The 15226-nt window shown below is 52.6% G+C and carries 14 protein-coding genes and 1 pseudogene; 11 read left to right on the forward strand and 4 right to left on the reverse strand.

What is annotated here, in order from left to right; genetic code table 11:
* The first annotated feature begins 1 nt into the window (after position 1).
* Both ACYQ0R_RS14405 and ACYQ0R_RS14410 read left to right on the forward strand, forming a co-directional pair.
* Positions 2-187 carry an AbrB/MazE/SpoVT family DNA-binding domain-containing protein gene (locus ACYQ0R_RS14405; protein WP_459825103.1) on the forward strand — a complete coding sequence of 62 codons (186 nt, stop codon included), beginning with the start codon at positions 2-4 and terminating at the stop codon, positions 185-187.
* A gap of 254 nt (positions 188-441) precedes the next feature.
* Positions 442-816: a hypothetical protein gene (locus tag ACYQ0R_RS14410; RefSeq protein ID WP_459825106.1), complete on the forward strand. Its 375-nt coding sequence runs from the start codon at positions 442-444 to the stop codon at positions 814-816.
* 406 nt (positions 817-1222) lie between these two features.
* Here the strand turns inward: ACYQ0R_RS14410 and ACYQ0R_RS14415 are convergent, their stop codons facing one another.
* A complete protein-coding gene (locus ACYQ0R_RS14415; protein WP_459825108.1) occupies positions 1223-2107 on the reverse strand; it encodes an IS1595 family transposase in 885 nt (294 codons plus the stop codon).
* A 135-nt stretch (positions 2108-2242) separates the two neighbouring features.
* Between ACYQ0R_RS14415 and ACYQ0R_RS14420 the strand changes: the two genes are divergently transcribed.
* Both ACYQ0R_RS14420 and ACYQ0R_RS14425 read left to right on the forward strand, forming a co-directional pair.
* The gene (locus ACYQ0R_RS14420; RefSeq protein ID WP_459825110.1) at positions 2243-3439 is read left to right on the forward strand and encodes a glycosyltransferase family 2 protein; all 1197 of its coding nucleotides are present in this window, start codon (positions 2243-2245) and stop codon (positions 3437-3439) included.
* Positions 3440-3605: 166 nt separating this feature from the next.
* A complete protein-coding gene (locus ACYQ0R_RS14425; RefSeq protein ID WP_459825113.1) occupies positions 3606-4391 on the forward strand; it encodes a glycoside hydrolase family 16 protein in 786 nt (261 codons plus the stop codon).
* A gap of 350 nt (positions 4392-4741) precedes the next feature.
* Here the strand turns inward: ACYQ0R_RS14425 and ACYQ0R_RS14430 are convergent, their stop codons facing one another.
* Entirely contained in the window at positions 4742-6049 is a 1308-nt protein-coding gene (locus ACYQ0R_RS14430; RefSeq protein WP_459825115.1) for a hypothetical protein, read from the reverse strand.
* Positions 6050-6690: 641 nt separating this feature from the next.
* Here ACYQ0R_RS14430 and ACYQ0R_RS14435 point away from each other — a divergent pair.
* From ACYQ0R_RS14435 to ACYQ0R_RS14455, 5 genes are all read left to right on the forward strand, one after another.
* Positions 6691-7299 (forward strand): homing endonuclease associated repeat-containing protein, encoded by a 609-nt coding sequence (locus tag ACYQ0R_RS14435; protein ID WP_459825117.1) that lies wholly within the window; start codon positions 6691-6693, stop codon positions 7297-7299.
* Between the two features lie 160 nt (positions 7300-7459).
* Positions 7460-8563 carry an exodeoxyribonuclease VII large subunit gene (gene xseA / locus ACYQ0R_RS14440; RefSeq protein WP_459825120.1) on the forward strand — a complete coding sequence of 368 codons (1104 nt, stop codon included), beginning with the start codon at positions 7460-7462 and terminating at the stop codon, positions 8561-8563.
* On the forward strand, positions 8560-8748 hold the full coding sequence (gene xseB, locus ACYQ0R_RS14445; protein ID WP_459825123.1) for an exodeoxyribonuclease VII small subunit: 189 nt from the start codon (positions 8560-8562) through the stop codon (positions 8746-8748). The genes xseA and xseB overlap by 4 nt, the downstream gene beginning before the upstream one ends.
* A gap of 67 nt (positions 8749-8815) precedes the next feature.
* Positions 8816-9946 (forward strand): ComEC/Rec2 family competence protein, encoded by a 1131-nt coding sequence (locus ACYQ0R_RS14450; protein WP_459825126.1) that lies wholly within the window; start codon positions 8816-8818, stop codon positions 9944-9946.
* The gene (locus tag ACYQ0R_RS14455; RefSeq protein ID WP_459825128.1) at positions 9943-10254 is read left to right on the forward strand and encodes a DUF3006 domain-containing protein; all 312 of its coding nucleotides are present in this window, start codon (positions 9943-9945) and stop codon (positions 10252-10254) included. The genes ACYQ0R_RS14450 and ACYQ0R_RS14455 overlap by 4 nt, the downstream gene beginning before the upstream one ends.
* Before the next feature lie 290 nt (positions 10255-10544).
* Here ACYQ0R_RS14455 and ACYQ0R_RS14460 read toward each other — a convergent pair.
* Together ACYQ0R_RS14460 and ACYQ0R_RS14465 are read right to left on the reverse strand one after the other, a co-directional pair.
* Positions 10545-11822: pseudogene (locus tag ACYQ0R_RS14460) on the reverse strand (DEAD/DEAH box helicase family protein); the annotation flags it as partial.
* 65 nt (positions 11823-11887) lie between these two features.
* Positions 11888-12850 carry a hypothetical protein gene (locus tag ACYQ0R_RS14465; protein WP_459825130.1) on the reverse strand — a complete coding sequence of 321 codons (963 nt, stop codon included), beginning with the start codon at positions 12848-12850 and terminating at the stop codon, positions 11888-11890.
* Between the two features lie 381 nt (positions 12851-13231).
* Between ACYQ0R_RS14465 and ACYQ0R_RS14470 the strand changes: the two genes are divergently transcribed.
* Both ACYQ0R_RS14470 and ACYQ0R_RS14475 read left to right on the forward strand, forming a co-directional pair.
* Positions 13232-13723 carry a hypothetical protein gene (locus ACYQ0R_RS14470; protein ID WP_459825133.1) on the forward strand — a complete coding sequence of 164 codons (492 nt, stop codon included), beginning with the start codon at positions 13232-13234 and terminating at the stop codon, positions 13721-13723.
* A gap of 8 nt (positions 13724-13731) precedes the next feature.
* A complete protein-coding gene (locus tag ACYQ0R_RS14475) occupies positions 13732-15099 on the forward strand; it encodes a tyrosine-type recombinase/integrase (RefSeq protein WP_459825136.1) in 1368 nt (455 codons plus the stop codon).
* The last annotated feature ends 127 nt before the right edge of the window (positions 15100-15226 follow it).

Here is a 15226-nt window from a genome sequence, read left to right on the forward strand (position 1 = left end):
GATGACTGTTCCGACGGTAAAGGCAAGAGAACGCCATGGCTCCAGCTCCTACGAACTAACCATTCCTGCAGAATACAAAGATGAATTTGATGTAGCCAAAGGCGATGTGTTCGAAGTTACCGCTGAAGAAAACGATGATGGGGAACTCGTCCTAACCTACAAACGGGTCTACAAACAGCCCAAATAATCAGACGGATACTTCGATTTCTTGGTTGAGATTGTTGAGAACAGCTTAGTCGGCTCTGTTGAAATCCTTAGGAGCTGATAGGATCAGCCTGCGAGATATAGAGCGTCTATTCAGCAGCCGACGGACGTTCTATTCACGCAGAAGCAACTGAATCAGCTGTAAAACCTGCTTGCGAACTAAGCGAGGGCAGGACAAAACAAAGAGCGGTTTTAGCTTGCTGAAGACATTTACCGTTCTGTTGGACAGAATGGGATATGAATCGTCGAAAGCTCCTTGCAGGGTGTGGCTGTGCCACATCATTGGTTCTTGCAGGCTGTCTCGGAAACAACGACGATAACGACAGTCGTGTTACCCGTGTCGTTGCCCGCCCGTACGATACTGCGCCACCTGAGGCCGAGACGACGAGTGTTGAAGACCCGAATATTGAGGGGCCTATCGAGGAGGTTGTCATCGAAGCGATTGAGACCAGCAGTACGGCGACAAGGCGACTCAACGATGAAGAACGAGAAGAGACAACCAATCAACTTGACGAATTACCAAGATATGAAGGCGATGACGAGTTTGAACCCGCCGCTTACGTGACTTGGAAAGACAACGCAGCCGCCGTGTTCTGGGAACGGGACGGCTGACGGCCACCGCCTCTTGTACTCATCTCAACAGTCCGCTCAGAACACTGGAAGGGATTCTCGAAACCTGATCAATCCTTTTTGTTGTAGTGATACCTGTATCACCTGTGTTGACCGACCACAGCACCTCTCGAACAGACCGAGTTGTCGTGCAAGATTCGCGCTCTCAATTCAGCACGTCCCGTTCTATCTATCAAGTGTCTGGCAGAGATCGCGTGCAACATCCAGAGGATGGATTCAGCACGATCCCCTTGTTCAACCTGTTCCATTCTGCTGAGATTTGTTGGGCTTGGCATGACCGGATTCACGACATTTAATAGTTCTCAAAAGAATGAACATTCATGCTTAGTATGTTCTCTATAACATCGATTATACTCGTTACGCTCTTGTGGCGGAGATTGTTGGTGAGTCATAGCGCAGTTTCGAGGATGGTTTTGAGCGCTTCTTTTCCCGGTTTTCGGAACACTTCACGGCGGAGCTGAAACGCGCGGAAATACGGTGTGAGTCGGTCTTTGGAGACGCCTCGATGCGGCGTGAGCCACCGTCGCGCCAGCGACGCGTGGCTCTCGCAAGTGTTCACGTGAACGTCTCCATCAACGTACTCGCCGTCACCGTGGACAACATATTCACGAGTGACTGTGTCGTCTTCCTCAAGTGGTTCGTACGCCCGAAAGCCGTCAGTATAGACAGTCATCGACTCCTGCTGGCGGTTGTCCAGCAGGAGTCGAATTGTTGGATCTGTCGCGGCTTTCGCCGGGATCACGTGACGTTGACCGCTGGCACGGTCTACAAGAACGAACACGGGGAGCTTGTCTTCGGCGTATGTTCCGCGTCCGCGCGTAGAGAGGCCACGCGAGCGCGACGGTTGGTCGCGCTCGCGGCCCTTGAGACCCGCTTTCACGTAGAACTCGTCGATCTCAACGGGGCCTTCAAGCTGAATTCGAGGTGCGTCCAGCGCGCGCAGGAAGCGCTGGACGCGCCGGTAGATCGTCTTGTATGAAACGTCGATCTCTACGTCTAATTGTCTGAGGCTCGTGTTGAAGCGGATGTAGGTGTAGACAGCGAGAAACCACTTTCTGAGTTCGACCGCTGAGTGTTCAAAAACGGTGCCTGTCTGATCGTTGAACGTGCGGTCGCAATCCTTACAGAGATACCGCTGAAACACCCGATAGCTGCCGTACCGAATCACAGATTCGCCACGGCAGCGTGGGCAATAGATGCCGTCACGCCAGCGAATCTGTGCCAGCAGATTCGCGGCCCGACGCTCCGAGACGAACGTCTTGATTGGGAACATCGTTCGTCGGGTGACGCGGTCGCGTCACCCTTGCCTGCTGTGGCTTCCAGCTACTGTTGAGAGTTGACCAACAATCCTCTACCCAAGAGCGTACTCGTTATTCTATGGGCTATTTTTATTCTGTATTCCGCGTCAGTGCTGTTCTGGTTGCTTGAGGTGGGTATCCTCGCACGGGGACAGACAGTCTCCAGCGACGAGGTGGTGTATGGGCATGAGGATGTCCAAGTTCGTATTTTAACCATCGGGGCCGAAGACGTCGTCCAAGCGACAGTCGATTCGATTCCGGAGGGTGTCAGTGATATCCGGGTTATTGCCGAACGCGATATCCAGATCGAGGGAGCAACGGTACACGTCGTTCCCACCGAGTTTGAGTGTAACGCGACTCATAAGGGCCGTGCGCTTGAATGGGCGCGTCAAAACGTTCCGTGTACACAGGAGTTCATACTATATCTTGATGAGGACACCATCGTCCAGCAGTTTACTGGCCTCCCGGATGCAGATATCATTCAGATCACCGAAATGCCGACCTTCACCGGATCGTGGATCGCATACCTCTCCGAGACGTTCCGAATCGGATACCAATACGAGCAACGAGCATTCAGTCGGTTCAAGTATCCGCTGTATGCATGGGGTGGTGGTATCGCCATTCGGAAATCATTAGAGGACGAAATCACGTGGGACGCCAAGACGATTACCGAAGATACAAATTTCGTCTGGCGTGCGGTTGAGCGTCGAAACGTCGATTTCCGCGTTCTCAACCTAAAGTTCCGAAATCAAGCACCGCCAACGTTACGCGGAATGTTTCGACAGCGGCGTCGGTGGTTCTCCGGGACACAACACTCGGCTGACATCCTCCCACGCCGATACCGCGCGTTTCTCTCTTTCCGGATGATCGCATGGGCACTATCACCAGTTATTCCGGTTATTTCGCTGTTTTTGTTCCTATTTCCCCAGTACGTCCCGCAATCAGCGACGTACTTCTTGGGATCGATTGCCGCCTTTTCGATCCTGTTTGTCGTCACGTTCGTTGGCGTCGTCGTTTACATCAACCACGAACGGATAACGTTGCTTGCCCTTCCGCTTACACCGCTACTCGTGGTTTTGAACACTGTTGGTGCATTATGGGGTTGGATCTCACCCGTACAGACGTTTGCCGTGACCGAGAAGGTGGCTCCAAAAAAGGAACGTATTGCTTCGGAAACGGACCTTATTTCCCCGGCAACGCTTGAAGAGGTTAATCCATGGTTGGAGGAGGGAGATTTGGAAAATCACGACGGTGAGGGAACGCTCATACCGGATGGTGGGATAGAGGACAGTTTTATTTGGCCTTGATTACTCGGTTTCTGAACTGGCATATGGTGTTTCTCAGTAGAGATTAATAATCTGGACACGTACGAACCGTGTTGTGAAGCGTGACCGAGTCAACCGACGGGGAGCGCTCACCGTGTTGGGAGCACTGTCTATATCTGGCTGTCTCGAAACCATACGAGGAGGACCTATGTCAGACGGACCTGACGGCGACTGGACAGTCGTCGTCGAAGAGCAGTGGGATCGGTTCGATCCGGATCGGTGGGGTGTCGGATTTATTGATCGAGATGATTGGATCCCCGACGACGATGCAACCGTTAGCCCCGACCACGTATTCGTGGAAAATGATCACTGTGTTTTAGAGATTGAATCCGAGGGTACTGGCCCGTCCGGTTGCTATCAAGGAGTAATAAATTCAAGCGTCGGTGACGAATCCCATCATCCCGCCGTTGGGATCCCGGTTGATCCGTCTCCCGGCCAGTACGTCGAAGCTCGGCTCAAGCTCCCGGGTCGAACGGGAGTGTTACCTGCCTTCTGGATGCACCCCGCAAACATGAATTGGCCACCTGAAATCGATATCGTTGAACTGTTTCAACGTGGAGACGACCCCGAAACGGAACGGCAGTCGCTGAACGTGAATGTTCACTGGAGTGCCTCGGGAGAGCCGGATGACAGAGAGACACACGAAGATGCACCATCAGCGGTTGATGTCGGGGTAAATCTGACCGAGAGTTTCAATCGGTACGGTTGTGCGTGGTTCGAAGATCGGGTTGAGTGGTACTTCAACGGAGAGAAAGTTGCAACACGTTCGTCACCACCAGCGATGATCAGTTCACTCACGGCGAGCACTGCCCGTCCATTCGGCCTTATCTTTTCAAACCATGTAAATCGAATCGGGCAGGCAAACCTTACAGAGGCGTGGACGGAACAACTTGTGATTGATTGGGTGGAAATATCTGAACTGGATTCACGATGATCAGGGATACGGGGGACTGTTTCAGGAGGCTTAGTATTCTCTGAGTTGCCATAGCATTAATCCAAGCGTGTGTTAGATCTCAGTAACTTCTGGATAGATTCGACTCCTGTGTACAAGATACAACCTCCGTACTGACTGGTCTGATCTCGACGATTCTGAGACGATTTCATGCAAGATATGCGCTGTGTATTTAGCACGACGCTCTGAACGTCCCTCGTAGCTGGTAGATTTGTGGATGGTCAGTTCGCACCCTGCAGCGACTAGCTATTTCAGACAAGAACCTGTCTGAAGAATAGGGTTTCAGTGAACATGAGCACACTTGCAATATCCGTGAATTGATGTAGGTGCCATTACCTTTCTACTTCTCGTATGATCTCAAGTGTGTCCTCAATCGATTCGGCATACTGGTGTGCACCTTCATATTGAAGCAGGGCTTGATCGCGGCGTCTCCTCCATTCCGGATCGGTCAGCGTACGTGCATCGTCAATCAGCGTCTGCAGCCGATTATCAGTCCTTCGGACGACCCCAAGCGGAACGGCAGCGAGATGAGTCACGAGTGGATCGTTGGAAGCGAGGTACGGCTCAAGGGTATCAATCGTCGCTGCTTTTTCAGCACCGAGTTCAGTTGGGGTCGCCCCCCGGTCGTACGCTAGTTCTTCCCAATAGGGTACGCGTGGGACCTCAGCGAACGTCTCATACAGCGGGACGGTTGGAAGCAGTAACGCATGAATATGCGCCGCCCGGCCATATGCCCCGTCATCGAGTAATCCTCTGCGAAAGTAGTGGGCCGCACCAAGGTCGCGCATGGAACGCTGTAACGCCCCGACGGCCGAGTTCGCAAACGATGAAACGGGGCCCTCCTCATGTGTGACTCCCTCGATAAGCGGATCGGGTGCGTTCTCTATTCGTTGCTCGTATTCGGTCACGAGCCGTTCGGCGAGTGTCGATAGTGCCGCATTCAAATTGGTGCCGTCCCGAACGTCGATGAAGGCTGCACCGTCCTCAATTGCTGCCGTAGCCCGTTCAAGATTCCCCCACTGCTCGGTTGACTCGTCTTCCTCCTCGGCATTTTCAAGATGGCCGTCAGCGTTGCTGAGGGTGGATTCGATGAGGGAACTGGCAACCGTCGCTTCTCCGAGAGTCCGTCCTTGATACGGCACGGTCATTGACGTACGTTGCTCGCGGGCATCCGTCATCTGCTCATCAAAAGCGTCCGATGGCAACTCCTCGGGAGCCACGTTTGCGAGAACTGATATGATACGCGACCGGATCCGACGGTACGTGAACAGCGCTTGGCGACGAGCGTAGTGTATCGCAGGCGTTCCGTGCGGCCAGACCGCCACACGCTCGGGTGCGGTCTCAGTGAGTTGCTCTTGAAGATTTGTCACGATTGCGTCGGAGGGATGGTCAGACGATGGATCGATGCGTGCTTCGATGTCGTTAAACCGGTCGGTAGCCCGCCCGTGGGCCGATTCCAGTAGGGGCATCGTGATGATGGAATCAGCAGCTATCTGTGGAACGTCAATGGCAATGATCTCTCGGAGTTCTCTGATCGTCGAGAACCGGACGAGTCGCCGACGCTGCCAGTATCCGGTCCCGAATGTGCCAGCGCCGGCAATACCGCCTGCAACGAGGAGTTGCCGTCTGCTGAGCTCCATGCGGGCAAAACTGGACCTCTTTGTATGAATCCTCCGAAGAGTGAAACTCCGAACTGACTCTCCTCAACGGACTCGGGATCAATCCCCGTGGCATCCGCCTTGATTCTGTGAACCGGTTGGTTTACTCTCCTGCCGAACCAGCTCGTTCTTGAGAGACATTATCAGTCAAGTTAAAATAGCGAATTGAACTTTCGGAACGGACTATACGAATAGGATAGTATCCGAACGTACTCATGTCGAGAAACAAGCCCTACAGATTCGTCTTTGGTGACGGTCCACGAGACGGCCCGGAGCCACCCAGCTGGGAGACAATGACGGTTTTAGCCGTCGCTCCGGTCCTGTTGGTCCTTGCGGCGTCGTTTCCCAGCATTGTCACCGTATTCGCTGTTGGGTTCAGCCTTGGGGCTGTCACCGCCGGGAAGGCGATTCCCCTTGTCCGGTCCTCGTTTTCAGCACCCTAACTTATGGGGTGGATCTTGCGGCTCGATTGTACAGGCGGTTGAGGCAACTACCCCGCGATTTGACTCCGGGGTGAGTTCACCATGGTATGGCTGTGGCGTCGCAGTTCGTTTCTCTTCGGTCTATTCAGAGACTGAATTCGAAATATACATTGGCACTACAGTGTCCAGTGACGCAACAACATGAGCATCGATCGAGACGCCGTAGATAAAAAAGAGCGAACTACCTCCTCTTCGGATAAAATACCAACAGACGAGTTGCTCGCGGAACTCCGCAGACTCCACGATGAACTCGGTCATGTCCCGAGGGTAGCCGACATGGACAACCACGGCGCGTATTCTTACGGCGTGTACTACAACCGCTTTGGTTCATGGATAGACGCAGTTTCGGAGGCGGGCCTTGAGACAGAAGGGCCCACAAGAGGACCCGATCCAATACCCGAAGAAGAGTTACTCGCGGAACTGCAGCGACTCCATGACGACCTCGGCGAGGTCCCAAAAACGACCGATATGAACAGACATGGTAAGTATTCAGATGTTACGTACCGTAATCGATTCGACTCATGGGACGAGGCGATCTCAGATGCCGGGCTCGATCCGGGAGAGATCCAACGAGGGTCAAATCCCATACCCTCAGAAGAGTTACTTGCGGAGCTTCGTGTCCTCTCCGACGAAGTCGATGGTGCTCCGAGGAAACTCGACATGAACACACACGGCGGGTATTCGGCTGATACGTATCGTCTTCGCTTCGGGTCGTGGCTCAACGCGCTCGAGGAGGCTGGAGTCCGGTGAATCGTCTCGGGGTCAAGCCCCGAGGTATTCGCCTTGTCTGCCGATAAACGAGTTCAGAGCCAACTGTGAGCTTGGTGAAGCCAAGATTGATATCGGTACGTGAGTTGGCCGATCGAAAGCAGAAATTCTCAATACGGCCCCCTGTCAAACGTGGGTGTGGATGGAACGTCCCCAGACAGACCCCGCTGATCACGATGACGTCCTCACGGTCGCTGACATCAACGAACAGATCAGCGAGACCATCGAGCACACCACCGCCCTCCAAGATGTCCGTTGTCTCGGCGAGATCAGCGAGATCAACGAATTTGACTGGGGGGTATTCATTGATCTCGTCTACGAGGAGTACGAGCTGTCGGCGCTGATGTGGGCGAGTCGGTATGAGACGCTTGAGGCCGCACTCGAGCCCGGGATGGAGGTGATCTGTGAGGGTGCAATCGAGTATTATGTTGAGGACGGGCAAATCAATCTCAAACCATGGAACATCTCGGTTGTCGGTGCCGGTGACCGAGCGCTCTCTCGAAAGCGACTCCGCGCGGAACTGGGGAAACGTGGGTGGTTCAGCGACGAACACAAACAGCCACTCCCACGCTTCCCCGCTCGAATCGGTATCGTCACGTCCGTCCATGGTGATGCACGCTACGATATCGAAGAATCGATCCACGACCGCTATCCCGAGGTCGAACTCCTGATCGGTGACGCTCGGGTACAGGGTGTGAACGCGCCCGTTTCGATTGCCAACAGTATCCACACGCTCGATCGGCAGTATGATCTCGACGTGATCATCATCGGACGCGGTGGGGGGAGCGAAACGGACCTCGAGGCGTTTGACAGCGAGCCAGTCGCCGAAGCCGTTTTCACCGCTGAGACACCGATCGTTGCGGCTGTCGGCCATCGCGAGGATGAACCGATCGTCTACGACGTCGCCGACACGACGGCCATCACGCCTACGGCCGCCGGCGAGACCGTCGTGAAGGACCGCCGGGAGTTCGAGGCAGAACTCGATACACTCGCATACCGGCTTGACCGTGCGTACGAGTTAGTGGTCGATGAGCAGATCGAGTCGCTTGACCGGCGCCTTGAGACGGCTTACGACCAAGCCACGACCCAGCAGATAGCTGCACTCGAACAGCGTATCGAGGCTACCTACGAGTCGTGCGAACAACGACTGCAGCAGCAGCGACTGCGACGGCGCTACGGCGCCATCATCGTGGTCCTCCTGTTGCTTATCATCGGATTGGGAGTGTACATTATCGGAGTCCTATGACAGACACAAACGCAACCATCGAACGGCGTGTCGAACGGATCGAAACGATCATCGAACAGCTGGAGTCAGGGGATGTCTCACTCGCGGAAGCACGCGAACTTCGCGATGAAGCAAAAACACTACTCGAGAACGTGCAAGCGGATCTTGATGTAGGAGATGGGACCGTTGAGGAACTACACGAGTGAACCGCGATCTGTCGGGAGAACTGCACCTGATCCGAACGCTCAACACGAAGCCGGGAGAGCGTGACCCATGAGACGATCGTTGGTGGTAGCCAGTATCGCGTTGGTCGTTCTTCTCGCGGGGTGTGCCGGCCTTCCCGGTGGAGACAGTGCCGATGACGATTTGCTTGAGGAATCGGCCGACCACGAGGCTACTTCAACCCCTGAAGACGAGACGGATGAGGCGGCATCCGACGACGAGGACGCCGCTGAAGCTGATGACCAGACAGCAGACGATGGAGACAGACCGGCCACGGCAGATGGCGAACTCGAACTCCATCACATCGATGTCGGACAGGCAGACGCGACGCTGCTCGTCACACCTGCAAACGAGACCATTTTGATCGACACGGGCGACTGGCGACACGGTGGTGAGGGCGTCATCGAGTATCTCGAACAGGAAGGTATCGACCGGATCGACCACCTCGTCGCGACGCATGGCCACGCCGACCACATCGGCGGTCACGACGCCGTCATCGAGTGGGCCGAGACTGAGGGTGACGGGATCGGCGCTGCCTACGACTCGGGCGTGCCACACACCAGCCAGACCTACGATCGATATCTCGACGCCGTCGAAGCGCACGACGTCGACCTGTTCATCGTCGAGGAAGGCGACGAGCTCCCCGTCGACGGCAACCTCACCGCGCTCGTCGTCAATCCGGAGGCAGGTGACTCGGGAAGCGACCTGCACGACAACAGCGTTGCCGTCGTCTTCGAGTTCGGCGAGTTCACGTACCTGACCACGGGTGACGCCGAGACCGACGCCGAAGCCCGTATGATTAACGAGTGGGGTGGCGAGCTTGACGCCGACGTGTATCAGGCTGGCCACCACGGGTCATCGACCTCATCGACGCCGGCGTTCCTCGATACTGCCACACCCGAGATTGCGATCATCTCGAGTGCGTACGACTCACAGTACGGTCACCCACACGACGAGGTCCTTGAATCGTTCGCCGACCGCGACATCGAGACGTACTGGACGGGCGTTCACGGCGACGTTGTCGTGACTGCCGACGGCGAAGGGGACATCGCCGTCGAAACGGCTGACGCGTTCTCGACGGACGCTGAGGACCTCCTTGACGAGAAGCTGGATAATGACGACCAGCAGTCGATTAGAGACTTGCCCGCAGTCACGCTACAGATGGGAGAGGCCGCCCGATGAACGGGACGTACACCGCGGTCGTTGACCGGATCGTCGACGGGAAGACAGCTGTACTACTGCTTGAGGATGGCGACGAAGTCATCGACCAAATCGATCTGCCGGTAGAGCGGCTCGTGAAACAAGCACAGCACGAGGGGGTCGTTCTGACCGTCGAAATGGTCGCTGGCGAGATCGACTCAATACAGTACGAGCCACAAGAGACACGAGAGCGTCGGGAATCCGCAAAAGAGCGATTAGACAGGCTCTCTACTCCGCTAAAAGACCGGAATCAGGATGATATAGACGCTTTAGGGAATGACGAGTATTGAAAACAGAATGGCTGTGTTGACTCGATGGAAACGCTGCTACTCCATGAGAACGTGAAACAAGATATGGGGCGCAAGAGACCGACGATTTTACGTGCCACAGAGTACGTTCTGTTGACTGGTCCATGCGCGAAAGAAGTCGAGTCATGGGCGCTACAGCCCGAATAGGTGAATCTCTGCTTCACGTTCTTCCGATGGGTTCTACCAGCAGTTGAACCAACAAGGCCCAATTCTCCAAGCGACGCTCGTTACCGCTACGGAACCGATGTGTGAGTCTTAGCTAAAGACGAATGCCGTTGTGCATACTGTCGTTTCGATGCACTTCCAGAAAGGATGATGCCCACGTTTGCAGACGGCACATCGATCCCCTCGTCCAGCACCTGCGATGTAGCCAGCATCGAGTACTCTCCTGTACGAAACCGCTCCAATATCTCCGTTCGCTCCCCGGTCTCGGTCTGATGCGTAATACAGGGAATAATAAACTCTTGAGAGATCTTGTATGCAAACTCGTTATTCGCTGTAAAAATGATGGTACGGTCGTCATGGTGTCTCTTCAACAAATTATCCAGCGTATCAAGTTTCTTCTCCACAGTCCGAGCGATTTTCTCGGCTCGTTGCTTAGCAATGAGGGCCCGTCGTCCCTGCGGATCGTATGACGTCCGCTTGAGGAACTCTTGATAGCCGCTCTCTTTCCAGAGATCAAAATCATGACTGTCGACGTAGTCGCGGTAAATCTGGTACTCTTCAGTGTACCGCTTCCGCTCCTCATCAGTTAGTTCCACGCTGAGATGGAGCGTCTCGTACTCGCTGAGATACTCTCCTGCAAGCTCGTCGACCTCTTCTCGGTACACAACCGTGCCCAGCAGTTCCTCTAGCTCTTCATGTTTCCCGTCAGCACGCTCGTAAGTAGCTGTGAGTCCAAGTCGATACGGGGCAATCGTCATCTCAGGAATCTGCTGATAGGTCGGTGCGGGAAGGTGGTGTACTTCGTCCACCACGAGAAGCCCGAACCGGTCACCGTACTCATTGATATACCGGTACGCAGAGTCGTAGGTCGTCACCGTGATATTGGTCACGTTGTGGCTTCCACCGCCCAAGACACCAATCGGATTAGAAATCTGATTCCCGAAAGCGTTTGTAAGAGTGGCGTACCACTGGTTCATCAGGTCGATAGTCGGAACGACGACGAGCGTGCTAACACCAGCGTCAGCAATCGCTTGGACGGCTAGAAACGTCTTCCCGCTTCCCGTGGGCAGGATCACACTTCCCTGACGGTCGTTATCCTGCCACGCTGAGAGAGCCTCTTGCTGGTAATCACGAGGTTCGATAGCGACAGATGGCGTGAGACGGAACTTCGAGTAGGCACGAGCGTCGTTCTCCAACTCCGCCACAGTTCCAATGGACTGTTCGAGGCTGGCTTGCCCATCAGATTCGGTCACCCACTCTCGAATGTCACGATAATGGTGTGCCTGTGCCCGATATTCATCGACGCGGTCGTCCCATTCAGCGTATGGCACAGACTCGGGGGCGTCTTCAAGAAGGAGTGTCCCATCATCGAACGAGAGACGCATTCAAATCTCTCTATGTAGGTCGTATACTTGTCGTTGCTGGAGTGGGAAGCAAAGAGATAGAGTGGCTATCCCTTATGATCTGCATCGTCATCATCTGGGCGTAGCCTCCCGAGTCGGGCTGATCTAATCTCACCCGAGACCTCAACCTTGCCTCCGTCATGGTCCGGAAATTCATATCCAAATTCATCATCACCACCGAAGAGTTCATGACGCGTAACAACTTCACGATTCACCATTGTCTCAATATCTTTTGCGATGTACTTAGCGGCTCTATTTCTACCAAACGAATCTATATCACGCCTCAACTCCACATTATCCGTGGCCAGTCTGACTTCATCCCAACTTTCTGCCCCCGGTTTGATGTCGTCAAGGGAAAAATTAGGACTTATATCCTCTATAGAAGAAGCACTGTCAAGACGCCCGGCAAAGATATCTCTCACCACCTCAAAATCTAGCCTGTTATCATCAGGATTCACATTAGCTTCTGTCGGTTCTTTATATAATTTAATATTGCTTTTCAATATGGGAAAATTAAAATCCGGCTCTTGCTGGGGACGAACATACTTTCTCCCAGTAGCAATCCCAGCTGATAACGCATTCCTGAACGCCAACATCTCAGATACATCGTACGTGGGAGGACCCACAGACCTTTCGCGATGAGAACTACGAGGTCGCTCAGACTGCGTTCGTGGGTGCCAGTCTATCTCGTTAGCTAACTCTGAATAATCAATGGAGTCGTTAGTAATGATGAAAGCAAGGGCGATTAAGCTCCTAGCACACTCGGTACGATTAAGACCGGTGTTTTCCTCTACATTGTCGAATAATTCGCCAATCCCATCGAAATTTTCTATCTCATCCGGATCTGCGCTGATGAGTTTTTCAATGTCCTCCATCGCGAGTTGAATTCCCTGCCTACAACGGCGCTTCTTATCGTTAGTATTCTCGGACCCCCCTTGGAGCCAATCTTCGTCATTTGTAGTGAAGATGCCCCGCTCTCGCTCGGTCTCTTTCTTGTGTTCGTCTGTCACTGATTGATTGAGTGCAGCTTTTATAATGAAACTTTTCGATCGGGTGCAGATCACCAATCACCACTCAGTGTAGTGAGCGGTATTGAGGCATCATTGGAGACACGATAGATATACGCTGATGAACAGAGCAAGGCTATGTCCCCTCGCCCCTGAGGTCAAGGCGGCCAACTGCCCGTGTAGAAACAACCGCGTCGATGTGGTGGATGAGCTAACGCTTTCTGTCTCCGAGACTCTGTCCGACAAGCGTAACAATCTCGGTCTGAGCCATATGTTGCTGCCCCAGATCGCGACTACCCTCCGGTTGGCGTCTGAGTCCCTTCGACGTGTCGCGGAGAATGAATCGGTTGGTGCTCACATCAAAGTTAACAGAGAGGTTCCGCAATGACTGATAGCAACTCACAAAATGTGGTTCGTAAGAAGTTCTCTCTCACAGAATATCACAACAGGCTGTTGGAGGAATTAGTAGAGCTAAGATATGCTTCGCGTAGTGAAGGTGTCCGAGCTGCGATCCAACATCACTATCGATACGTCAGCGACGGCGGAGAGACTAAGATTGAATCAGTAAGCGATGACGTTGATCAAGTCTTGCGCGAGGTCAAATACATTGACGAGAAGCTTGATGAGAGGGATTCTGTGGTTCATATTGCCAGTCAGGTTTCTGAGGAGGTGGAGATGAATCAAGAGTCGGGATCAAACTCGAAAATTAAAAAAAGGATTACTGAAGAGTTGAGCAAATCAGATTCGCTAGGTGTAGACGAGATTGTAAAAAAGACCGAACAGGATTGGCTATCAGTAATTCCAGCAATTGACTCGATGAAAGAAGAGGGTACCATTCGTCCAGTTGCTGATGACGCATACGAACTCAATACATAACTTCAACCATGTCTGAAGAAAACAAAAATCTGACAGACTTTACAGGAGAGAACAACCAGCAGACCGAGCATAATCATACAAATCAAGAACGTCAAGATAATGAGAATTCTACTGACAAATCTGATGCTGGCACTACGCAAGGCGGTGAATATGACCTTTCCGCGTGTAACTGTGATGCTGATTTAGAAACTCAACGATTGACACAAATGTCAGACAATAAAAATCTATCAGACTTTACGGATGGCAGTGATCGGCAGGATGAAAACAAACAATCCACGGATGAGAGTCGGGACGATAATGGGTCTGGCTCTAAAATGGAAAAGAGTAGCATTCAGGAACGGACAGATAACACTCATGTTTGTTCGTCTTATCGAAAAAAGGAAGCGGAATATCAGGACAAACTCGAGGAGAGGAGGCTCCCAACCGTCGAATGTGGACGTTGTATCGAATATTTGTGCAATGGTGTCTCTTCAGGAACTGCGACCACATATGCTAGCCATCTCCGACAGTTCCTCGACTTTATTCACCAACGAGGCATGTGTGTAGAGGATGTCGGATTTGTAGACGTGCGAGATTATTTCGAATATCGTGCCGAAGATGATCGCGCAAAGAGTACAATAAGTGTCGAAAAGGCTGCAATTCGAGGTGTGATTAGTCGATACGAGGCAGAATGCGAGGGGATGCCAGAAGTCTCCTATAAGATCTCAGAGAATATTGACCCAAGTAACTACTCTACTGGTGTTAGATACGAACGAAACGGTCTGAATACCGAAGATGTGAAAAAATTGATCGGAGAGTTGAACACTTTTAGGGACAAGCTTCTGGTTCTCGTTATCCTTGAGACTGGTCCTCGATCAGAATCGGCTCGCAAAATCAAGATTTCCGATGTTGATCTGAATAACAAGGAAATAGAGCTGGAGAACACGAAGACAGGAGGTTGGTACGTAGTTCCATTAACTGATCAGATGGCCTCGCTACTAAATCATTGGATTAAGGACATTCGATCAAGTCACTTATCAAAGAAAGACAATCCATACCTGTTTCCTTCAAAAATGGGCGGGTATTTGAGCAGCAAAAGACTTTGTACCATAGTGAATGAAGCAGCTGAACGGGCAGGTATTCAAGAAACAATCGCGAAGATCCCGAATGACGCCAACAAGAGTGGATTCGTGGAAAAGAAGAAGGTAGATGTACACGCACTCAGGCATACATTTAAACATCGTTTGAACGAGTGTAATGTGTCGAAGGAATCTATAACATATGCTATGGACCACTCGAAAGACGTTACCGTGAGCTACGGCAAGGATGATGTATATAAAGAAGAAATAAGGGCCAAGTTCGGCGGTGTCGACCTTTCTAATCTCGGGATTAGGTGACAATTATACAAATTGAATGGATTTATCGGGGGAATCGATTGATTTTCCAGACAATTCCTATATCCAAGCTTACATCGATACGACCGGTGAAAATATAAAGAGTAGCCCTGTCGGTTTCGCTAGGCGT

This window comes from Halorubrum luteum (genome assembly GCF_054652935.1).